19 protein-coding genes and 1 pseudogene are annotated in these 23,620 nt (G+C 38.4%); all 20 read left to right on the forward strand.

Features of this window, described 5'->3' with window-relative positions:
• A partial coding sequence (gene trmFO / locus V7137_RS03965) for an FADH(2)-oxidizing methylenetetrahydrofolate--tRNA-(uracil(54)-C(5))-methyltransferase TrmFO (RefSeq protein ID WP_335696858.1) occupies window positions 1–1,148 on the forward strand: 1,148 nt, incomplete at its 5' end.
• Between the two features lie 346 nt (window positions 1,149–1,494).
• The gene (hslV, locus tag V7137_RS03970) at window positions 1,495–2,037 is read left to right on the forward strand and encodes an ATP-dependent protease subunit HslV (RefSeq protein WP_335540441.1); all 543 of its coding nucleotides are present in this window, start codon (window positions 1,495–1,497) and stop codon (window positions 2,035–2,037) included.
• 20 nt (window positions 2,038–2,057) lie between these two features.
• A complete protein-coding gene (gene hslU, locus V7137_RS03975) occupies window positions 2,058–3,461 on the forward strand; it encodes an HslU--HslV peptidase ATPase subunit (RefSeq protein ID WP_335696859.1) in 1,404 nt (467 codons plus the stop codon).
• A 118-nt stretch (window positions 3,462–3,579) separates the two neighbouring features.
• The gene (gene codY, locus V7137_RS03980; RefSeq protein ID WP_218345633.1) at window positions 3,580–4,359 is read left to right on the forward strand and encodes a GTP-sensing pleiotropic transcriptional regulator CodY; all 780 of its coding nucleotides are present in this window, start codon (window positions 3,580–3,582) and stop codon (window positions 4,357–4,359) included.
• Between the two features lie 280 nt (window positions 4,360–4,639).
• Window positions 4,640–5,344, forward strand: coding sequence for a 30S ribosomal protein S2 (rpsB, locus tag V7137_RS03985; protein ID WP_088086379.1), 705 nt, complete (start codon window positions 4,640–4,642; stop codon window positions 5,342–5,344).
• A gap of 141 nt (window positions 5,345–5,485) precedes the next feature.
• Window positions 5,486–6,367: a translation elongation factor Ts gene (gene tsf, locus V7137_RS03990; protein ID WP_335696861.1), complete on the forward strand. Its 882-nt coding sequence runs from the start codon at window positions 5,486–5,488 to the stop codon at window positions 6,365–6,367.
• A gap of 106 nt (window positions 6,368–6,473) precedes the next feature.
• Window positions 6,474–7,199, forward strand: coding sequence for a UMP kinase (gene pyrH / locus V7137_RS03995; protein ID WP_335696862.1), 726 nt, complete (start codon window positions 6,474–6,476; stop codon window positions 7,197–7,199).
• Window positions 7,199–7,756, forward strand: coding sequence for a ribosome recycling factor (frr, locus tag V7137_RS04000; RefSeq protein ID WP_335696863.1), 558 nt, complete (start codon window positions 7,199–7,201; stop codon window positions 7,754–7,756). The genes pyrH and frr overlap by 1 nt, the downstream gene beginning before the upstream one ends.
• A 269-nt stretch (window positions 7,757–8,025) precedes the next feature.
• On the forward strand, window positions 8,026–8,802 hold the full coding sequence (locus V7137_RS04005) for an isoprenyl transferase (RefSeq protein ID WP_218345629.1): 777 nt from the start codon (window positions 8,026–8,028) through the stop codon (window positions 8,800–8,802).
• 23 nt (window positions 8,803–8,825) lie between these two features.
• Window positions 8,826–9,620 (forward strand): phosphatidate cytidylyltransferase, encoded by a 795-nt coding sequence (locus V7137_RS04010; RefSeq protein ID WP_335696864.1) that lies wholly within the window; start codon window positions 8,826–8,828, stop codon window positions 9,618–9,620.
• Window positions 9,621–9,655: 35 nt separating this feature from the next.
• A pseudogene (dxr, locus tag V7137_RS04015) lies at window positions 9,656–10,793 on the forward strand (1-deoxy-D-xylulose-5-phosphate reductoisomerase).
• A 17-nt stretch (window positions 10,794–10,810) separates the two neighbouring features.
• Window positions 10,811–12,070, forward strand: coding sequence for an RIP metalloprotease RseP (gene rseP / locus V7137_RS04020; protein ID WP_335696865.1), 1,260 nt, complete (start codon window positions 10,811–10,813; stop codon window positions 12,068–12,070).
• Window positions 12,071–12,146: 76 nt separating this feature from the next.
• Window positions 12,147–13,850, forward strand: coding sequence for a proline--tRNA ligase (locus V7137_RS04025; protein WP_335696866.1), 1,704 nt, complete (start codon window positions 12,147–12,149; stop codon window positions 13,848–13,850).
• Between the two features lie 174 nt (window positions 13,851–14,024).
• On the forward strand, window positions 14,025–18,350 hold the full coding sequence (locus V7137_RS04030; RefSeq protein ID WP_335696867.1) for a PolC-type DNA polymerase III: 4,326 nt from the start codon (window positions 14,025–14,027) through the stop codon (window positions 18,348–18,350).
• A gap of 402 nt (window positions 18,351–18,752) precedes the next feature.
• Window positions 18,753–19,223: a ribosome maturation factor RimP gene (gene rimP, locus V7137_RS04035; protein WP_218345623.1), complete on the forward strand. Its 471-nt coding sequence runs from the start codon at window positions 18,753–18,755 to the stop codon at window positions 19,221–19,223.
• 36 nt (window positions 19,224–19,259) lie between these two features.
• On the forward strand, window positions 19,260–20,381 hold the full coding sequence (nusA, locus tag V7137_RS04040) for a transcription termination factor NusA (RefSeq protein ID WP_218345622.1): 1,122 nt from the start codon (window positions 19,260–19,262) through the stop codon (window positions 20,379–20,381).
• A gap of 19 nt (window positions 20,382–20,400) precedes the next feature.
• A complete protein-coding gene (gene rnpM, locus V7137_RS04045; RefSeq protein WP_335696868.1) occupies window positions 20,401–20,673 on the forward strand; it encodes an RNase P modulator RnpM in 273 nt (90 codons plus the stop codon).
• A gap of 8 nt (window positions 20,674–20,681) precedes the next feature.
• On the forward strand, window positions 20,682–20,984 hold the full coding sequence (locus tag V7137_RS04050; protein ID WP_218345620.1) for a YlxQ family RNA-binding protein: 303 nt from the start codon (window positions 20,682–20,684) through the stop codon (window positions 20,982–20,984).
• 19 nt (window positions 20,985–21,003) lie between these two features.
• Window positions 21,004–23,325, forward strand: a complete 2,322-nt coding sequence (gene infB / locus V7137_RS04055; RefSeq protein ID WP_335696870.1) for a translation initiation factor IF-2 — start codon at window positions 21,004–21,006, stop codon at window positions 23,323–23,325.
• Window positions 23,322–23,603, forward strand: a complete 282-nt coding sequence (locus V7137_RS04060) for a DUF503 domain-containing protein (protein WP_218345618.1) — start codon at window positions 23,322–23,324, stop codon at window positions 23,601–23,603. The genes infB and V7137_RS04060 overlap by 4 nt, the downstream gene beginning before the upstream one ends.
• The last annotated feature ends 17 nt before the right edge of the window (window positions 23,604–23,620 follow it).

A 23,620-nucleotide genomic window follows, 5' to 3' on the forward strand; every position in this document is an offset into this window, starting at 1 on the left:
GTAATTCCTTGCGTGCAAATACATTAACCAATGCAGTAGGCGTGTTAAAAGAAGAAATGAGAAAGCTTGATTCCGTCATCATCGCTGCCGCTGATGCTTGCTCTGTTCCTGCCGGCGGTGCCCTAGCAGTTGACCGCCATGAATTTGCGGCAAAAGTAACGGAAATGGTAAAAAACCATGAAAATGTTACAGTTATTAATGAAGAAGTTACCGAAATTCCTGAGGGTATCACAATTATTGCGACAGGACCACTGACAAGTCCGGACCTTTCAGAAAAGCTTAAGGGACTAACTGGCGAGGAATATCTTTATTTTTACGATGCTGCTGCACCAATTCTTGAAAAAGATAGCATTGACATGGAAAAAGTGTATTTAAAATCCCGCTATGATAAAGGGGAAGCAGCCTACTTGAATTGTCCAATGACCGAAGAAGAATTTAATCGTTTTTATGAGGCGCTAATTTCTGCTGAAACCGTTCCAGTAAAAGAATTTGAAAAGGAAATTTTCTTCGAAGGGTGTATGCCAATTGAAGTAATGGGCTCACGAGGAAAGAAAACGATGCTTTTCGGTCCGTTAAAACCCGTTGGATTAGAAGATCCGAAAACAGGAAAAAGACCTTTTGCAGTAGTACAGCTTCGTCAAGATGATGCTGCTGGAACGTTATTTAATATTGTTGGTTTTCAAACCCATTTAAAGTGGGGGGCCCAAAAGGAAGTGATCCAATTAATTCCAGGTTTGGAAAATGCGGAAATCATCCGGTATGGTGTGATGCATCGAAATACGTTTATTAATTCTCCTAAGGTGCTAAAAGCAACCTATCAATTCCGCAACCGTGACGATTTATTTTTTGCGGGTCAAATGACAGGTGTAGAAGGGTACGTTGAATCAGCTGCTAGCGGATTAATTGCAGGAATAAATGCTGCTCGATTAACCCAAGGATTGGAACCATTGGAATTCCCTGCTGAGACATCGATTGGAAGCATGGCCCGTTATATTACTACAACGAACGCGAAGAATTTTCAACCTATGAATGCAAACTTTGGTTTATTTCCCGAGCTGCCGGTTAGAATTAAAGGAAAGCAAGAAAGGAACTTAGAGCATGCAAATCGAGCGCTAGAAACAATTCAGAACTTTGTGAAAGTTTTGTAAAGTTTATTGCAAGGGAATTAGAAGTATGTTACGATTTAGTAGCCCTTGTGCGATGAATATTATGACAAATGTGAATGTTTTCGTAAAGTTAGTTCTTGGGTATTTACAATTACGAACGAATTCCTCACAATATACAATTGAACATTATCAACATGAAATCAGTAAAATACCTTTTTTAACGGTGAAATAAGTATTGATGTCAACTATTCATTGCTAGGAAGTGCTAGCATAAATGATCAAATGTTCCAGTTAACATAGTCAGTTATCGTAATACCGAGGTAATTTATATGTTACATATTTATCACGGGAATATAATCGAAATCACTCCAAAAGGAGGCATATCTTTATGAATCAATTTCATGCGACAACGATTTTTGCAATCCATCATAATGGTGAATACTCAATGTCAGGTGATGGGCAAGTGACATTTGGTAATGCGGTAGTGATGAAGCACACAGCAAGAAAAGTAAGAAAGATATTTAATGGAAAAGTGCTCGCTGGTTTTGCTGGTTCTGTTGCAGATGCCTTTACCTTATTTGAACTTTTTGAAGGCAAATTAGAAGAATTTAATGGTAACCTTCAAAGAGCTGCGGTGGAGCTTGCCAAAGAGTGGAGAAGCGATAAAGTCCTCAGAAAGCTTGAAGCGATGTTAATTGTTATGAATCGTGAACATTTACTGCTTGTATCAGGAACAGGAGAAGTAATCGAACCTGACGATGGGATTCTTGCGATTGGCTCAGGGGGGAACTATGCATTATCCGCAGGTCGTGCTTTAAAGAAATATTCAGGAGACCACTTATCTGCAAAGGAAATAGCGAAAGCTTCTTTAGAAATAGCAGCGGAAATATGTGTGTACACGAACCACAACATTATTGTTGAAGAGCTATAACGGAAGGAGACTAAAATATCATGGGAAGAACCACTAATTTAACCCCTCGTCAGATTGTTGAAAAACTTGATCAATATATCATTGGCCAAAAGGATGCTAAGAAAGCAGTGGCTGTTGCCCTTAGGAATCGTTACCGAAGAGGATTGTTAAATGAGAAACTTAGAGATGAAATTATCCCTAAGAACATCTTGATGATCGGGCCAACAGGCGTAGGGAAAACAGAAATTGCCAGAAGGATTGCTAAAATTGTTGGTGCTCCTTTTATCAAGGTCGAAGCTACCAAGTTTACGGAAGTGGGCTATGTTGGGCGAGATGTTGAATCCATGGTTAGAGATCTTGCCGAAACTTCTGTTCGTTTAGTGAAAGAGGAACGAATGCAAAGTGTGAGAGAACGTGCAGAAGAGAATGCAAACAGCAGACTGGTAGATTTACTAGTACCGTCAGCTAAAAAGGCCAATAACTTTAAAAATCCTCTTGAGATGTTATTTGGTGGCGGCAACCCATCAACTGAGTCTGAAACTCAGCAAGAAGATTATTCAATAACTGAAAAACGAAAAATCGTCAAAGAAAAATTAGCATTAGGAGAGCTAGAGGATGAAATTGTAACCGTGGAAGTAGAAGAGCAAACACCTTCCATGTTTGATATGCTTCAAGGCTCAGGAATTGAACAAATGGGGATGAATATGCAGGATGCCCTTAGCAGCTTTATGCCCAAAAAACGCAAGAAGCGAAAATTGACGGTTCGTGAAGCTAGGAAAGTGTTAACTAGTGAAGAAGCATCTAAGCTAATTGACATGGATGAAGTATCCTCAGAAGCGATCTATCGCGCTGAACAAAATGGAATCATTTTCATTGATGAGATTGATAAAATCGCAAGCAAAAACTCTGGAGGATCTTCTGCAGATGTGTCAAGAGAAGGTGTACAAAGAGATATTTTACCTGTAGTTGAAGGTTCGACCGTTGTGACGAAATATGGCTCCGTAAAAACGGACCATGTGTTATTTATTGCGGCTGGTGCATTTCATATGGCAAAACCTTCGGATCTCATTCCAGAACTTCAAGGACGCTTCCCGATCCGTGTCGAATTAACAAAGCTTACTGTTGAAGACTTTTTCAGGATCTTAATCGAGCCTGATAATGCCCTTATTAAACAATATCAGGCATTATTGGAAACAGAAGGTATACAAATTGAATTTTCTGACGATGCTATTCGTAGAATTGCAGAAGTTGCATTTGAAGTAAATCAAAATACAGACAATATTGGTGCAAGACGTCTTCATACAATACTAGAAAAGCTATTAGAAGATTTATCTTTTGAGGCACCAGATATTTCGATGGAGAAAGTAACCATTACACCACAGTATGTAGATGATAAACTCGGTGCTATTTCGAAAAATAAAGATTTAAGTCAGTTTATCCTATAAAAATGAACGTTTGATTTTCAATTTATGAGATATGTTCATTTATTAAATACCCTAACAAGTAGAATTTGTGATTGAATAAAATTTAATAATGGTTATAGTTAATTAGGAGGAAGAACAGATGGATTTACTTACAAAAACTAGAAGGATTAACGTATTATTGCAAAAGGCGGCTGGAAAACCAGTTAATTTTAAAGAAATGTCTGAGACATTAAGTGAAACAATTGAAGCTAATGTGTACATTGTGAGCCGTCGCGGTAAACTTCTTGGTTTTTCAATTTACCAACAAATTGAAAACGAAAGAATGAAAAAAATGTTTGAGGATCGTCAATTCCCTGAAGAATATACACTTGGTTTATTTAATATCCAAGAAACCTCTTCAAACCTTGACATTGAAAGTCAATATACTGCATTTCCAGTGGAGAACAGAGACCTATTCCGTACCGGTTTAACAACCATTGTTCCTATTATTGGGGGCGGGGAGCGTCTTGGAACACTTATCCTTGCAAGATTAGAGTCGAAATTCCAAGATGATGATTTAATCCTTGCAGAGTATGGTGCAACAGTTGTCGGAATGGAAATTCTTCGTGAAAAGTCAGAAGAAATTGAAGAAGAAGCAAGAAGTAAAGCAGTTGTTCAAATGGCGATTAGTTCATTATCATATAGTGAACTTGAAGCGATCGAGCATATTTTTGAAGAGCTTAATGGCCGTGAAGGCTTATTGGTTGCTTCTAAAATTGCTGACCGTGTTGGTATTACTCGTTCGGTAATCGTTAACGCACTTAGAAAACTTGAGAGTGCTGGAGTAATTGAATCACGTTCCCTTGGTATGAAAGGAACGTATATTAAAGTTTTAAATGATAAGTTTTTGATTGAATTAGATAAATTAAGAGCAAATTAATCATAACGAATCCCTGGCTTCGCTGGGGATTTTATTTTTTGGCTATGTTAAGGCTCATTATTGATTTTCTAACTATGTTGATTTTCGCTGCAATCAACATCCAGGTATAACACAGCTATTTTTTTTATTAAGTAATGCTTGATTGTTAGTTTCACATATGCTATATTATTTCATGGTGTTAATACACACGCTCATTGATTTAAACAGATGGTGCTGTTTCGACAGTTTCTGTTTAAAGATGAGGTGAGCGGAGGAAAACAAACCATTAGGAGGAAAAATCATGTCAGTAATTTCTATGAAGCAATTGCTTGAAGCTGGTGTACACTTTGGACACCAAACACGCCGTTGGAACCCTAAAATGAAGAAATATATCTTCACTGAGCGTAACGGTATCTATATCATCGACCTACAAAAAACAGTTAAAAAAGTTGAAGAAGCTTATAACTGGGTTAAGGAACTTGCTGGTAACGGCGGAACAGTTCTTTTTGTTGGTACAAAGAAACAAGCTCAAGATTCTGTTAAAGAAGAAGCGGGCCGTTCTGGTATGTACTATGTTAACCAACGTTGGTTAGGTGGTACACTAACAAACTTTGAAACAATTCAAAAGCGTATTGGCCGCTTAAAAGATATTGAAAGAATGTCTGAAGACGGTACTTTCGAAGTACTACCTAAGAAAGAAGTAGTACAATTAAAGAAACAACAAGAGCGTCTTGAAAAATTCCTAGGCGGAATTAAAGACATGAAACAACTTCCAGATGCATTATTCATCATCGACCCTCGTAAAGAGCGTATCGCTGTTGCGGAAGCTAAGAAATTAAACATTCCTATCGTTGGTATCGTTGATACAAACTGCGATCCAGACGAAATCGATGTTGTTATCCCAGCGAATGATGATGCGATCCGTGCGGTTAAACTTTTAACTGGTAAAATGGCTGATGCTATCCTTGAAGCAAAACAAGGTGAAGAAGTTCAGGTTCAAGCTTAATTTAAGTGATTAAATGAAAAGGTGATAAGAGGGAGACCCTTTATCACCTTTTTTTAAGAAGGTTTTTATCTAGAAAGTTTTATATTAGCTGTCATTGGCTAAGATATGGATACATAGTAAAATAAAGGAGGAATTTACATTATGGCAATTACTGCTCAAATGGTAAAAGAATTACGTGAAAAAACTGGTGCAGGTATGTTGGATTGTAAAAAAGCATTAACGGAAACTGATGGTGATATGGACAAAGCAATCGACTTCTTACGTGAAAAAGGGATTGCATCTGCTGCTAAAAAAGGTGACCGTATTGCTGCAGAAGGATTAACTTATGTTGTAACTGAAGGTAACGATGCAGTTATCTTAGAAGTTAACTCTGAGACTGACTTTGTTGCGAAAAACGAAGCTTTCCAAGCGCTTGTAAAAGAATTAGCTGCACATCTTTTAAGCAAAAAGCCAGCGACTGTTGAAGAAGCATCAGCACAAACAATGGAAAACGGTGCTACTGTAGCAGACCGTATCAATGCTGCAATTGCTAAGATTGGTGAAAAATTAACTCTTCGTCGTTTTACAATCTCATCAAAAACAGACAACGATGCATTTGGTGCGTACATTCACATGGGTGGCCGTATTTCTGTGTTATCTGTTCTTGAAGGTACAACAGATGCAGATGCTGCGAAAGATGTTTCAATGCATATTGCAGCTCTTAAGCCAAAATATGTATCTCGTGACCAAGTATCACAAGAAGAAGTTGAGCATGAGCGTCAAGTATTAACACAACAAGCACTAAACGAAGGCAAGCCAGCAAAAATCGTTGAAAAAATGGTTGAAGGCCGCCTTGGAAAATATTTCGAAGATGTTTGTGTACTTGACCAAACTTTTGTTAAAAACCCTGATCAAAAAGTACGTCAATTTGTTGAATCTAAAGGTGCTACAGTCCGTGAATTCGTTCGTTACGAAGTAGGAGAAGGTATCGAAAAACGTGAAGATAACTTTGCAGAAGAAGTTATGAATCAAATTAAAAAATAATCGGCAAATATTCTTTTAGGGAATGTTACTGAAATAGTTATTAAATAGGGGACACTGTGTGTTCCCTTTTTTAAAAAGAAATAAATACATAAAAATGGAGGTTTATATGAGCGGTCCTAAGTACAAACGCGTAGTATTAAAGTTGAGCGGTGAAGCACTTGCAGGTGAATCGAGCTTTGGAATTAAACCTTCAGTGATCAAATCGATTGCTATTCAAGTAAAAGAAATAGCAGAACTTGGTGTAGAAGTTGCTGTCGTGGTTGGCGGCGGTAACATTTGGCGTGGTAAAATTGGCAGTGAAATGGGTATGGATCGGGCAACTGCCGATTATATGGGAATGCTTGCAACCGTAATGAATTCTTTAGCATTACAAGATAGCTTGGAACATTTGGGTATTGAATCGCGAGTGCAAACGTCGATTGAAATGCGCCAAGTGGCAGAGCCATATATTAGACGTCGTGCGATTAGGCACTTAGAAAAAAAACGGGTAGTCATTTTTGCGGCTGGTACGGGGAATCCATATTTCTCAACTGATACAACGGCTGCATTAAGAGCAGCAGAAATTGATGCTGAAGTAATATTGATGGCGAAAAATAATGTTGATGGTGTATACTCTGCTGACCCTCGCTTAGATACGAATGCTACCAAATATGAAGATCTTTCTTTCCTTGATGTTCTTAAAGAAGGATTAGCGGTCATGGATTCTACTGCTTCCTCTTTATGTATGGACAATGATATTCCATTAATTGTTTTCTCAATTATGGAACAGGGGAATATTAAACGAGCCGTTATGGGTGAAAAAATAGGAACAATTGTTAGGGGGAAACATTAATGCCGAAACAGGTCATCTCTACCATTAAAGATCGTATGACAAAGGCGATTCAATCTTATTCACGTGAGCTTGCAAGTATACGTGCCGGAAGAGCAAGTGCATCGTTGCTGGATAGAATTACCATTGATTATTATGGTGCACCTACTCCTGTCAATCAAATGGCTGGAATTACAACACCTGAAGCTAGACTAATTGTAATCCAACCATATGATAAATCCGTTCTTGGTGATATTGAAAAAGCCATTCTCAAATCCGATTTGGGATTAAATCCAACTAATGATGGAATGATAATCCGACTTGCGATCCCACAATTGACTGAGGAGCGTCGGAAAGAATTAGTTAAGTTGGTTAAAAAGTATTCAGAAGAAGCGAAAGTAGCAATCCGTAATATCCGTCGCGACGGTAACGACGATTTGAAAAAGTTAGAAAAGAATGGTGAGATTACCGAAGACAGTCTTCGCGGGCATTCTGATGATATTCAAAAGCTAACTGATGAATACATTAGTAAAATTGACCAAATCACTAAAGATAAAGAAAAAGAAATTTTGGAAGTATAATGAATTAATGAACCCTCTGTATAGGGGGTTTTTCACTATTTTTATTAGTAAATATTAGATTTTTTGAGGGATTTTGAAAGTTGTCTCAATATAATTCTTAATTCCTTCTATTTTACATAAGTTAATTTATAGAGATATCTTAATGCTTTTTTGGTAAGATAAAAACATGCTACCCCGAAATGTCCATTACATAACATCACACGCTTCAATGGAATTGATAGATGATTTATTTTCGGAGGAAATGATTAATTAATTAGAGGAGCAATGTCATGTTTAATAAAATGAGGCTTGGGAAGAACCGAAATACCTCTTCCACACTCCGAAATAAAATAGATGAAATAAAAAAATTGCCTGTTCCTGAACATGTGGCGATTATTATGGATGGAAACGGGCGTTGGGCTAAGAAACGGGCATTACCTAGGATTGCTGGTCATCACGAAGGTATGAAAGTAGTCCGCAAAACAACAAAATTAGCAAATGAACTTGGGATAAAAACGTTAACGTTATATGCATTCTCGACTGAAAATTGGAAACGACCAAAGAATGAAGTCGAATTTATAATGAGTCTTCCTGATGAGTTTTTAGGTACATTTCTTCCGGATTTGATTGCAGAAAATGTCCAGGTGAGAATGATGGGCTATAAAGATCAACTTCCCGTACATACAATGCGTGCAATCGAAAAAGCGATCGAGGATACTAAAAATAACGATGGGTTAGTCCTAAACTTTGCTTTAAATTATGGGAGTAGAGCGGAAATACTTGATGCTGTTAAGAAAGTCTTAAATGATAGCAAAAGTGGTAAACTAAAAGAGACTGACCTTGACGAAAAAGTTTTTTCTTCCTATTTAATGACCGGCAACTTTTCTGACCCGGACCTATTAATCCGTACTAGTGGTGAAATCCGCCTAAGTAACTTTATGCTTTGGCAGTTAGCATACTCAGAGTTTTGGTTTACAGATGTGTTATGGCCAGATTTTAGTGAAGAACATTTACTTGAAGCAATTGAAACATACCAAAAACGGCAGCGTCGGTTTGGTGGTATATAGTACAAAAAAGGTGTTGAAAATATATGAAGCAAAGAATCATAACAGGAGTCATCGCAGCTGCACTTTTTTTGCCAATCGTTTACTATGGTGGATTTCCAATGGTATTGCTAACTTACTTTTTAGCGACGATAGGTTTGTATGAATTATTGAAAATGAAAAAAATTAATATTTTTTCGGTAAATGGTGTACTATCAGTTTTATTTCTATGGGTGCTGCTCTTCCCGGAAGAGTATCATCACATAATAGATTCATTTTATTATTCAAAAATCGAAATTTGTATTGCGTTAATTCTATTGTTATTAACCTTTACAGTGATAACAAAGAATCAATTTACATTTGAAGATGTTTCATTTTCGATCCTCTCTGCGATTTATGTAGGAATTGGTTTTTACTTTTTTTATGAAACAAGGCAAGACGGCGGCCTCGTCTTTATCTTGTATTCCTTGTTTATGATCTGGGCTACAGATTCAGGTGCATATTTTATTGGAAAGGCACTAGGAAAGACAAAGCTTTGGCCGGAAATTAGTCCCAATAAAACGGTGGAAGGTTCAATTGGCGGAATCGTCTGTGCTGTTCTAGTCGGCGTACTCTTTACTATCTTTTCTAACATAAACGTTGGCCTTTTAACATTAATGGGCATTACCGTGGTTCTTTCTGTTTTTGGACAAATCGGTGATTTAGTTGAATCCGCTTTTAAGCGTCATTTTAATGTCAAAGATTCTGGTACTATTCTTCCAGGCCATGGAGGTATCCTTGACCGATTTGACAGCCTATTATTTGTTTGGCCCTTGCTGCATCTGTTTCACCTTTGGATCTAAAACGCATGCGCTTTACATTTAGGAGTTGACTCTAATTGAAAATAATTAGTTTATTGGGTGCAACAGGATCAATTGGCACCCAAACGTTAGATATTGTTCGTGAACACCCCACTGAATTTAGTGTGGCAGCCATTTCAGTTGGTAAAAATATCGATTTAGCTCGAAAGATGATAGTTGAGTTTCAACCGGAGCTTGTTTCTGTACAAGACTNNCTGTAATACATTAAAAGCAGAATTTCCTACAATTAAGTTTACATTTGGTCAGGAAGGACTAATTGAGACTGCGGTTTATGAAAAAGCTGATATCCTTGTCAATGCCGTTCTCGGTAGTGTGGGTTTAAACCCGACGCTGCAAGCCATTGAATGTGGGAAAGTCATTGCAATTGCTAATAAGGAAACCCTTGTTACAGCAGGTCATTTAGTAATGGATGCTGCAAAAAGAAATAATGTTCCACTACTTCCTGTCGATAGTGAGCATTCTGCCATTTTTCAAGCCTTGCAGGGGGAGAAAGAAAAAAATATTGAAAGATTAATCCTAACAGCTTCTGGCGGAAGTTTTCGGGATCTCACCAGGCAAGAATTGAAAAATGTGACTGTTGAACAAGCATTAAACCATCCGAATTGGTCGATGGGAGCCAAAATCACTATTGATTCCGCATCAATGATGAACAAAGGTTTGGAAGTGATAGAGGCACACTGGCTTTTTGATATGCCGTATGAAAAAATTGATGTATTGCTTCATAAAGAAAGCATCATCCATTCAATGGTTGAATTCCATGATAGCAGTATTATTGCTCAACTAGGTACACCAGATATGAGAGTGCCGATTCAATATGCACTAACCTATCCTGATCGCCTAGAATTGCCTACCTCAAAGCGTTTGAATTTAGCAAATATCGGAAGTTTACATTTTCAGGAGATGGATGTTGCAAGATTCCGCTGTCTTGGTTTTGCTTATGAGGCAGGGAAAAAAGGGGGATCGATGCCTACAGTATTAAATGCTGCTAATGAAGTGGCTGTGGCAGCATTTCTAGACGGAAAAATTCATTTCTTGCAAATTGAAGATTTGATTGAAAAGGCATTAACCGCTCACCAAACCGTAGATCACCCAAGCCTGGCAGCAATCCAAGAGATAGATAAAGAAACAAGAGAGTATGTACGTTCACTCCTATAAAAAAAGGTGGTTTTATTTTGACTACAGTTATTGCCTTTATTGTGATTTTTGGCGCACTTGTATTCTTTCATGAATTAGGTCATTTGATTTTCGCAAAAAGGGCAGGTATTTTATGCCGTGAGTTTGCAATAGGTTTTGGTCCAAAGGTATTTTCTCATAAAAAAGGGGAGACAACCTATACCATTCGCTTACTGCCAATTGGCGGATTTGTCCGTATGGCTGGTGAAGACCCAGAGATGATTGAAATCAAGCCTGGATATCGAGTGGGCTTGTTGTTTGATAAGGATGAAAAAGTTAATAAAATCATCTTAAACAATAAAGAAAAGTTTCCTAATTGTCGGATTGTTGAAGTGGAATATGCTGATATTGAAAAGGATTTAATCATCAAAGGATTCCCTGACGATGAAGATGAAGAATTAAAAACCTTTATCATTGACCCAAAAGCAGTCATTGTTGAAAATGGGGTCGAATCACAGTTAGCTCCAATTGACCGTCAATTTGGTTCAAAAACCTTAGCCCAAAGGACCATGGCGATATTTGCTGGTCCGATGATGAATTTTGTGCTTGCATTCATTGTATTTATTATTATTGCTTTTATACAGGGTGTTCCTACGAATGAACCTAAACTAGGTGAAATAACTCCGGATGGGGCAGCAATGGCTGCAGGTCTAAAAAAAGGTGACTTAATTCAGACAATCAATGGTTCAGAAATTTCAAGCTGGTCTGATGTTGTGGAGGTCATTCGCAAAAACCCAAATGAAAAACTTGATTTTTCTATTAGACGTGACAATAAGGAGTTAGATATCACTGTAACCCCAATTGAAAAAACGGTAGAAGGTAAAAAAATCGGGCTTATCGGTGTCTATAGTCCTGTTGAGAAATCACCTATTCAAGCGATTAAAGCTGGATTCACAGAAACCTATTTCTGGACTAAACAAATTTTTGTGATGGTGGGTAAATTAGTCACAGGGCAATTTTCAATTGATGCTTTATCTGGTCCGGTTGGGATTTATCAAGCAACTGATTCTGTTGCTAAATCAGGTATTTTTTATTTAATGAAATGGGCCGGGATATTAAGCATTAACTTAGGAATTATGAACTTATTGCCAATTCCTGCTCTTGATGGCGGAAGATTGATGTTTTTTGCAGTTGAAGCTGTCAGAGGCAAGCCGATTGACCGTCAAAAGGAAGGGATGGTTCATTTTATTGGATTTGCCCTCCTAATGTTGCTCATGCTTGTTGTGACGTGGAATGATATTCAAAGATTTTTCTTGTAATAAGGATTATAAAAGCCCCTGTTAAAATTTAACGGGGGTCTCATTTTGGAGAAAATGAAGTGAAGAGGTGCCTTAAATGAAACAAAGTCAAACGTTAATTCCTACTTTAAGGGAAGTTCCTGCAGACGCAGACATAAAGAGCCATCAATTATTACTTAAGGCTGGATATATCCGCCAAAATGCTAGTGGAATCTATAGCTTTTTGCCACTTGGCAAACGAGTTCTTCAAAAAGTTGAAACAATAGTTCGCGAAGAAATGGACAATGCTGGGGCAGTTGAATTACTGATGCCTGCCTTACAGCAAGCGGAACTATGGCAAGAATCAGGTCGTTGGTATACATATGGTCCAGAATTAATGAGATTAAACGATCGACATAATCGTAAATTTGCACTCGGTGCCACCCATGAGGAAGTTATCACCAGTTTGGTTCGCGATGAAGTGAAATCGTATAAACGACTGCCACTGACTTTATATCAAATTCAAACAAAATTCCGCGATGAAAAGCGGCCTCGTTTTGGGCTTCTACGCGGTCGGGAATTTGTAATGAAGGATGCATATTCCTTTCATTCCTCACTCGATAGCCTCGACGATGTCTATCAAAAGCTTTTTCAAGCCTATTCTAATGTATTTAGCCGCTGTGGTTTGAACTTCCGCGCAGTTATAGCTGATTCAGGTGCAATGGGTGGCAAAGATACACATGAATTTATGGTATTGTCTGATGTTGGTGAGGACACGATTGCGTATTCTGATACCTCCACCTATGCAGCTAATATTGAAATGGCGCCAGTAAATATCAACTACAAGCGTAGTGAAGCGTCGCCTGAGCCATTAGAAAGAGTCGAAACAAAGAACCAAAAATCGATTGCAGATGTTTCTAAATTTCTAAACGTATCGGCTGAAACATGTATTAAATCACTGCTGTTTAAGATTGATGACCAATTTGTGCTTGTTCTAGTACGAGGTGATCATGAGGTGAACGATATAAAACTAAAAAACCTTTTTGAAGCTAGCACAGTCGAATTAGCCAGTCCTGAAGAAACGAAAGAAATACTATCGTGCACGGTCGGTTCACTTGGTCCGATTGGGGTTAAGAATGTAGAAGTAGTTGCTGACCATGCTGTAGATTTCATTGTCAATGGAGTATGTGGGGCAAATGAAGAAGACTATCATTATATCAACGTAAATCCTAGCCGCGACTTTGAAGTGAGCAGGTTCACGGATCTCCGCTTTATTCAAGAAGGGGACCCATCTCCAGACGGTGAAGGTACGATTGTATTTGCTAAAGGAATTGAAGTGGGCCATGTATTTAAGCTTGGAACTCGCTATAGTGAGGCAATGGATGCAGTGTATCTTGACGAAAATGGAAGATCGCAGCACATGATTATGGGCTGCTATGGAATTGGTGTTTCGAGGACGGTAGCCGCTATTGCAGAACAGGGCAATGACGATAAAGGCATAGTTTGGCCGGCAAATATTGCTCCATATCAACTTCATTTAATCGCAGTCAATATCAAAGATTCAATTCAACGTGAACTTTCGGAAACACTATACCTGGAATTACAAAGTAATCGCTTTGAAGTATTGTATGATGATCGCCAAGAACGGCCAGGGGTAAAATTCGCCGATTCTGATCTAATAGGTTTGCCTATCCGTTTAACTGTCGGAAAAAAAGCAACCGAAGGCATTATTGAAGTAAAAGTTCGCAAAACAAGTGAAGTTTTCGAAGTGCATAAAGATGAACTTCTGGATAAAATTACATCATTGCTTCGCACCCTTTAATTTATGATAGGGGCCGTTACCACGGCCCTTATTGTTGTTAAGAAAGAAAATTATTTTACTAAACTGGAGAATTTTTTCTGTCGAATAAAGCCGAATCAATTCAACTCATATGATATAATTATTTTTTGACGAGAAATAAAAATAGTGATTTTTAAATAGATGGGAGAGAGAACGATGAGCGATCATGCCTTAGGCAAAAAAGAGCGATTCCAACTCTTACTCCAGCAGCTGCAATTAATCGAGGATGCTGTTGTAGTGCATTTTAATAATGCGCAAATAGATAGATTATTAGTTGAAAAAAAGAATAGAAAGTGGCATTTTCAATTTTTATTTGAAAAGATCCTTCCCTACAATATCTATGTTCTGTTTACGACACAACTTGAACGGACATTTTCAAACATAGCCACCATTTCTTACCATGTTCAAGTAGAAAATCAAACCCTAACAACTGAATTAATACGTGATTATTGGAGTTATAGTATTCAGCAAATAGATGGGATTGCCCCTCCGCTTTTAAAACTGTTACATGAACAACTCCCTGAAGTGAATGGAAATAAACTAACGATTAACGTTCGGAACGAAACAGAGGGACTTGCGTTAAAACGGAAATATGGGGAGATTATCTCAAAAATCTATCAATCGTTCGGATTTCCTAGTCTTTCAATTGAGACGGAACTGAATAATGTAGAGAAAAGCGATGAATACCAACAATTTTTACTTGCCAAACAGAAAGAAGATCAAGAACGTGGACTTCAAGCAATGGTGGAATTGCAGAAGAAAGAAGCGGAAAAGGATCAAGCTTCAGGTGAAGTACCATCAGGACCGCTTACGATTGGTCTTACCATTAAAGATAATAACGACTTCCGCAGTTTGATTGATATTGTCGATGAAGAAAGAAGAATAGCGGTGGAAGGGTACATCTTTGATGCCGAGATTCGCGAACTCAGGAGCGGTCGTTCCTTGCTAACCTTTAAAATAACAGATTATACTAGCTCCATCATGGTAAAAATGTTTTCGCGAGATAAAGAGGATGCTGCTCTATTTCAACTTGTCAAGAAAGGTATGTGGGTAAAAGTACGAGGAAGCATTCAAAATGATACATTTGTTCGAGACCTAGTTATGATCGGTAATGATATTAATGAAATTAAACCGGCAGGTCGAAAAGATACTGCACCAGAAGATGAAAAACGAGTTGAACTGCATCTTCATACCCCGATGAGTCAAATGGATGCTGTAACGCCTGTTAGTGCGCTGATTGCCCAGGCTAAAAAATGGGGGCATAAAGCGATTGCCGTAACCGACCACGCCGTTGCCCAATCCTTTCCCGAGGCATTTGGTGCAGGGAAGAAGAATGATATCAAAATTCTTTATGGCGTTGAAGTGAATTTAGTAGATGATGGGGTGCCAATTGCTTATAATGACGCCCACCGATTGCTTACAGAGGATACTTTTGTTGTATTTGACGTTGAAACGACTGGACTCTCTGCCGTGTATAACGCAATTATTGAGCTTGCGGCTGTGAAAATTCGTGATGGAGAAATCATTGACCGTTTTGAATCCTTTGCCAATCCGCATCATCGATTATCGGCAACAACCATTAACCTTACTGGAATTACCGATGATATGGTTCAAACCGCTCCAGAAATAGCGGAAGTTCTACGGAACTTTAGTGAGTGGGTCGGAGACGCAGTGCTTGTTGCCCATAATGCCTCGTTTGATATGGGATTCCTAAATGTCGGCTATCAAAAAATAGGCTTTGACAAGGCAAACAATCCTGTTATCGATACACTTGAACTTGGACGATTCCTGTATCCAGAGATGAAAAACCACCGGTTAAACACACTGGCAAAGAAGTTTGATATCGAATTGACCCAGCATCACCGTGCTATTTATGATGCAGAGGCCACTGGTTATTTACTTTTGAAAATGTTAAAAGATTCTCTTGAAAAAGGAATCGAATATCATGACCAATTTAATGATAACATGGGTAAAGGTAATGCCTACCAACGGGCGCGTCCGTATCACTGTACATTATTAGCGCAGACACAAGCCGGGTTAAAGAATTTGTTTAAACTGGTATCCATTTCACACATCAATTACTTCTATCGAGTTCCTAGATTACCAAGATCTGTTCTCCAAAAATACAGGGAAGGGATTCTCGTTGGCTCTGGATGTAATAAAGGGGAAGTATTTGAAGGGATGATGCAAAAATCCCCTGAGGAAGTGGAAGGCGCTGCTCGCTTCTATGATTATATTGAAGTAATGCCGAAAGAAGTAAATGCCCCGTTGATTGAAATGGAATTGGTGAGCGATGAAAAAGCAATGGAAGACATTATTGCGAAGATTGTTAACCTGGGTGATAAATTAGGCCTGCCAGTCGTTGCTACTGGAAATGTTCATTACCTTAACGAAAATGATAAAATTTATCGAAAAATATTGATTAACTCTCAAGGCGGAGCAAACCCGCTTAACCGTCATGAACTTCCGGATGTTCATTTTAGAACAACGAATGAAATGCTGGATGCTTTTTCATTTTTAGGAAAAGAAAAGGCAAAAGAAATTGTTGTAACTAATACGAATAAAATTGCTGATATGATTGAAGTCATCAAACCAATTAAAGATGATTTGTATACACCGAAAATTGAAGGTGCCGATGAAGAAATGCGTGAAATGAGTTATGCAATGGCACATAGAATTTACGGTGACAACTTGCCAGAAATAGTAGAAGCTCGTTTAGAAAAAGAATTGAAAAGTATTATTGGGCATGGATTTGCCGTTATCTATTTGATTTCACATAAGTTAGTTAAAAAATCATTAGATGATGGCTACCTTGTGGGTTCAAGGGGTTCTGTCGGTTCGTCACTTGTTGCTACCATGACAGAAATTACCGAAGTAAATCCATTGCCGCCACATTATGTCTGTCCAACCTGTAAGCATTCTGAGTTCTTTAATGATGGATCGGTTGGATCTGGTTTTGATTTACCTGATAAAGATTGCCCGCAATGCGGCGGGAAATACCATAAAGACGGACATGATATTCCATTCGAAACGTTTCTTGGCTTTAAAGGGGACAAGGTACCCGATATCGATTTAAACTTCTCGGGTGAATATCAGCCTATTGCCCATAATTATACGAAAGTTCTTTTCGGAGAAGAATATGTTTATCGTGCAGGGACGATTGGTACAGTTGCTGATAAAACTGCTTTTGGATATGTTAAGGCATATCAGCAGGATAACAACCTACAACTACGTGGTGCAGAAGTGGAACGTCTTGCTTCGGGCTGTACCGGTGTAAAAAGAACAACTGGACAACACCCAGGTGGGATTATCGTAATCCCTGATTACATGGATGTATATGACTTTTCACCGATTCAATTCCCAGCTGATGATAGAAATTCAGAATGGAAGACCACCCATTTCGACTTCCATTCCATCCATGATAACGTCTTAAAGCTAGATATTCTCGGGCACGATGACCCAACTGTTATCAGGATGCTTCAAGATTTAAGTGGAATAGATCCGAAAACAATCCCTACAGATGATCCTGAAGTGATGAAAATATTCAGTGGGACCGAGTCATTAGGGGTTACAGAAGATCAAATTATGTGTAAAACTGGTACACTTGGGATACCTGAATTTGGAACTCGTTTTGTGCGTCAGATGCTTGAAGATACAAAACCAACTACTTTTTCAGAATTAGTGCAGATCTCAGGTTTGTCTCACGGAACAGATGTATGGCTTGGAAATGCCCAGGAATTAATCCATAATCAAACCTGTAATTTAAGTGAAGTAATTGGCTGCCGGGATGATATTATGGTTTACCTAATTTATCAGGGACTTGAGCCATCCTTTGCGTTTAAAATAATGGAATCAGTTCGTAAAGGTAAAGGCTTAAGCGAGGAAATGGAAGCAGAGATGCGGAAAAACGAGGTTCCAGAATGGTACATTGACTCCTGTAAAAAGATCAAGTACATGTTCCCTAAAGCCCATGCCGCTGCTTATGTACTTATGGCAGTAAGAATTGCATACTTCAAGGTCCATTTACCGCTTCTTTATTACGCCGCTTATTTTACTGTCAGGGCGGAAGACTTTGACATCGAAGCCATGTCACGCGGACCAGAAGCCATCCGGGCAAAAGTTGAGGAAATCAATGCTAAAGGATTAGAAGCATCAAACAAAGAGAAAAACTTATTAACGGTTTTAGAATTAGCTTTAGAAATGACACAAAGAGGCTTTGTGTTCCAAAACTATGATTTATATAAATCTTCATCATCTGAATTCATTATCGAAGACAATTCTCTAATACCGCCATTTAATTCAATTCCCGGACTTGGGACGAATGCGGCTTATAATATTGTCAAAGCAAGGGAATCAGGGGAATTTTTATCGAAAGAAGATTTGCAACAGCGAGGTAAAGTATCTAAAACCATTCTTGAATATTTAGATAAACAAGGATGTTTAACATCCCTGCCTGAACAAAACCAGCTTTCGTTGTTCTAGATAGGAAAAACCTTGACAAACCGCGATGCTATTTGCATAAAATTGATGGTTATGGTATAGTTTTATTGGAAATACTAAGAAATACTCTCGTGATCAAGAGTGGGGAAACCCGCTCTTTCGTTTTTGTATACACCTTTTTTTCCTTGAGGAAAAGGGGCGGAGCGCCGTATTAATAAATCGGCTAATCATGTTGCAGTGATGTATTTTCATTTTTCACTTCGAAATTAGCGGTGCTTAACTCTGCTCACACCGCCTTTATTATGTTGGTGGAGCGCTCATAATAATCCTTTTTACATGGTTGGATTAGGAGTTGAAACTCATGAGAGTTTTTTTAGTAACTAGATAAAACTTTCCGTGAACTACATACAATATGGGTGAAAATATCGGAAAAGGAGGCAATGCATGAGCAAGGTAACGGAAGTTGTAGAAGATTTGGCTACACCTATTTTTCAAGAACTTGGTTTAGAATTAGTGGAGATTGAGTATGTGAAGGAAGGGAAAAGCTGGTTTCTACGCGTATATATCGATAAAGACAATGGTGTTGATATTGAAGATTGCGGACTCGTTAGCGAAAAACTCAGCGAAAAACTCGATGAGCTTGACCCGATTCCCCATAACTATTTTCTTGAAGTTTCTTCACCAGGGGCAGAGCGTCCATTAAAAAAAGATAAAGACTTCCAAAAAGCAATCGGAAAAAACGTATTTATCAAAACGTATGAACCGATCGACGGGGAAAAAAGCTTCGAGGGGACCTTATTAGAATTTGATGGGCAGCAGATAAAAATCGAGATGAAGATAAAGACCCGTAAAAAAACGATTGAAATTCCCTATGAAAAGGTAGCAAATGCCCGGTTAGCTGTTACTTTTTCGTAATGATATTATAGGAAAAGGATAGGGGGATACACAAAGATGAGCAGCGAATTATTAGATGCTCTTACTATACTGGAAAGAGAAAAAGGTATTTCCAGAGATGTTATCATTGATGCAATTGAAGCAGCACTTGTTTCGGCCTATCGCCGTAATTTTAATCAAGCACAGAATGTTCGGATTGATTTAAATTTACAAACTGGGTCTATGCGTGTATTTGCTAGAAAAGAAGTAGTGGATCAAGTATTTGATCCTCGTCTTGAAATTTCTTTAGAGGATGCTAGGCAAATCTCACCAAATTATCAAGTTGAAGATGTTGTCGAAATGGAAGTTACGCCTAAAGATTTTGGTCGGATTGCGGCCCAAACAGCTAAGCAAGTGGTTACCCAGCGTGTCAGAGAAGCAGAACGAGGAATCATTTATTCAGAATTTATTGACCGTGAAGAAGATATTATGACGGGTATCGTTCAAAGACTGGATTCGAAATTCATTTATGTAAGTCTTGGTAAAATTGAGGCTTTACTTCCAGTGAATGAACAGATGCCTAATGAACGTTATAAACCTCATGATCGTATCAAAGTATTTATCACAAAAGTAGAAAAAACGACTAAGGGTCCTCAAATATTCGTGTCTCGGACACATCCTGGCCTTCTAAAGCGTCTGTTTGAGATTGAAGTGCCAGAAATTTATGATGGCACTGTTGAAATTAAGTCAGTTGCCCGTGAAGCAGGGGATCGCTCGAAAATCTCTGTTCATTCAGATAATCCTGAGGTAGACCCAGTAGGCTCTTGTGTTGGACCAAAAGGAGCAAGGGTTCAGGCTGTAGTCAATGAATTAAAAGGTGAGAAAATAGATATTGTTAAGTGGTCTGCTGACCCGGTTGTTTTTGTAGCCAATTCACTTAGCCCTTCTAAAGTGTTAGATGTAATGGTTAATGAAAATGAAAAAGCTACAACTGTTGTTGTCCCTGATTATCAACTTTCGTTGGCAATCGGTAAACGTGGGCAAAATGCCCGCTTAGCTGCAAAATTGACAGGTTGGAAAATTGATATTAAATCAGAAGCGGAAGCACGTGAGATTGGAATCTATCCACGTGAAGAAACCATTAGACTTTTTGATGATCAAGTTGAAAATGATTTCGATTATGAAGAAGAGTTGGATTAAAAAGTGAGGTGAATGATGAGTGAACCCTAAGAAAAAAGTTCCTATGCGTAAGTGTGTAGCAACCGGCGAAATGAAGCCGAAAAAAGAACTAGTTCGCATCGTTCGCTCAAAAGAAGGGGAAGTATCCATTGACCTGACCGGTAAGAAATCCGGAAGGGGTGCCTACCTTTCTAAGGACAAGGAAGCAATCTTACTTGCCAAGAAAAAAAATACCCTATCTAATCACTTAGAGGTTTCTATAAATGATTCGTTATACGAAGAGCTACTTGAGCTTATAGAGAAGGAGAATTGACAATCCAAATGAAACATAATCAATGGATGTCATTGCTTGGCTTGGCCAATCGAGCACGCAAAATCATATCGGGTGAAGAGCTAACCGTGAAGCAGATTCAAGGCGGAAAAGCACGACTTATTTTATTATCCGCAGATGCTTCTGAAAATACGACAAAAAAAATTACTGATAAGTGTAATTCGTATCAGGTTCCATATAAAATTGTGGAAAATCGTCATCTTCTAGGCCAAGCGATTGGCAAGGAAGCCCGCGTTGTTGTAGCTATACTGGATGAAGGATTTGCAAAAAAAATGGTAACGTTGCTCGATTAAATCTAGCGGGGGTGAAAAGATGAGTAAAATACGTGTATATGAGTATGCAAAAAAACACAACATTTCAAGTAAGGAAATCATCACAAAACTAAAAGAAATGAATATAGAGGTCTCTAATCATATGGCAACAATAGAAGACGCAGATGTTAAAAAGCTTGATGCAACATTCAGCAAAACAGAAAACAAGGCACCACAGCAAAAACAGGAAAATAGACAAAATGGACAGCAGTCACAACGAACTAACTCACGTCCAAATCAACAACAGCAACGACAAAGTCAAAGGCCTGCTCAGTCTGCACAAAGACCGCAAGTGCAAACTAAAACGGCAAAGGCATTTGAGGAAGCAGCTGATAAAAATGTTGCTCCAACGAAAGTTAAAGTGGTTTCTCCTCCAAGAGCAGGAGAAGGCAAAAAACAAAACCAAGAATTTCAATCCAAAGAAAATAAGGTTTTTAACAATGCTGATAAAGCAAAGGCAAAGCCTTATAACAATAATCAAAATCGTAATAATAATAACAATAATAAAAAGAAGAAAACTCATACTCCAGTTCAACAAGCACAACCACAAAAGAAAAAAGAGAAGGAACTTCCAGCTAAAATTACATTTAGTGAATCACTTACTGTTGGTGAGTTAGCGAAAAAGATCTATCGCGAGCCTTCTGAAATTATTAAAAAGCTCTTCTTACTTGGAGTAATGGCAACTATTAACCAAGTTTTAGATAAAGATGCAATAGAATTAATTGCAAGTGAGTATGGGGTTGAGGTTGAAGAAGAAATTAAGATTGATACAACTGACCTTGAAGTATACTTTACTGAAGACTCAGAAGAATCAGTTGTGGAAAGGCCTTCTGTTGTAACCATTATGGGGCACGTTGACCACGGGAAAACAACCTTGCTTGACTCTATTCGTAACACCAAGGTAACAGAAGGAGAAGCAGGTGGGATTACTCAGCATATTGGTGCGTATCAAGTAGTCGAAAACGGCAAAAAAATAACCTTCCTTGATACTCCTGGACACGCTGCCTTTACAACCATGCGTGCACGTGGGGCTAAAATCACTGATATTACAATTCTTGTCGTAGCAGCTGATGACGGTGTAATGCCGCAAACTGTTGAAGCAATCAATCATGCTAAAGCAGCCGAGGTTCCAATTATTGTAGCAGTTAATAAAATGGATAAAGAAGCTGCAAATGCTGACCGTGTAATGCAAGAATTAACTGAACATGGATTAGTATCAGAAGCATGGGGTGGAGATACTATCTTTGTACCACTTTCTGCAAAAACGGGAGAAGGTATTGACACCCTTCTGGAAATGATCTTACTCGTTAGTGAAGTAGAAGAATATAAAGCAAATCCAAATCGTAAAGCCGTTGGTACTGTTATTGAAGCACAATTAGATAAAGGTCGTGGGTCAGTTGCAACCTTGCTAGTCCAAAACGGTACATTAAGAATTGGTGATCCAATTGTTGTCGGACATACCTTTGGTCGTGTCCGTGCGATGGTTAATGATAAAGGACGCCGCGTCAAAGAGGCAGCCCCTTCAACTCCTGTTGAAATAACTGGTCTTAATGACGTGCCACAAGCTGGAGATCGTTTCGTTGTGTTTGAAGATGAAAAAACCGCACGTCAAGTTGGAGAATCAAGAGCTCAAACAGCATTGGTAGCCCAACGTGGTGAAAAATCCATTGTTAGTTTAGAAACATTATTTGATCAATTGAAGCAAGGTGAAATGAAGGACTTAAACATCATCCTAAAAGCAGACGTTCAAGGGTCTGCTGAAGCAGTTGCCGCTTCATTGCAAAAAATAGATGTTGAAGGTGTCAATATTAAGATTATTCATAGTGGTGCAGGTGCGATTAATGAATCAGATATTAGTCTAGCCGCTGCTTCAAATGCCATCGTCATTGGTTTTAACGTTCGTCCAGATGTTAATGCAAAACGTGCAGCAGAAGCGGAGAAAGTCGACGTTCGTCTTCACCGCATTATCTATAAAGTAATCGAAGAGATTGAAGCAGCCATGAAAGGTATGCTCGATCCAGAATTCCAAGAGAAGATTATTGGCCAGGCAGAAATTCGTCAAACTTTCAAGGTTTCAAAAGTTGGTACAATTGCCGGTTCATATGTAACGGATGGTAAGATTACCCGTGACAGCGGAATTCGCTTAATTCGTAATGGTGTGGTTACGTTTGAAGGGAACATCGATGCGCTAAAACGATTTAAAGATGACGTAAAAGAAGTATCTCAAGGGTACGAATGTGGGATTACCATTAAAAACTTTAATGATGTTAAAGAAGGAGACATTATTGAAGCATATGTAATGGAAGAAATTGAACGTAAATGATCATCGGTGTCGCAGAATGTGAATGTATGATCTATGATGCTCATTCTTTAAAAGAGAAACGAGCCGTTCTGCAACGAATCCTAACTCGATTAAAACAGAAATTTAATGTTTCTGTGGCAGAAGTTGGGTTTCAGGATGTTTGGCAACGAACGAAAATTGCCATCGTTGTCGTAACTTCCACGCGTGTTAATACCGAACATGAGTTGAATAATGCTTTAAAATTAATAGACTCATTTCCAGAAATAGAGAGAACGATCACCGAGATTGAATGGCTTTAAGTTAAGAGGTGAATGTG

This window comes from Neobacillus drentensis (assembly GCF_036962765.1).
Classification (GTDB): Bacteria; Bacillota; Bacilli; order Bacillales; family Cytobacillaceae; genus Neobacillus; species Neobacillus drentensis_C.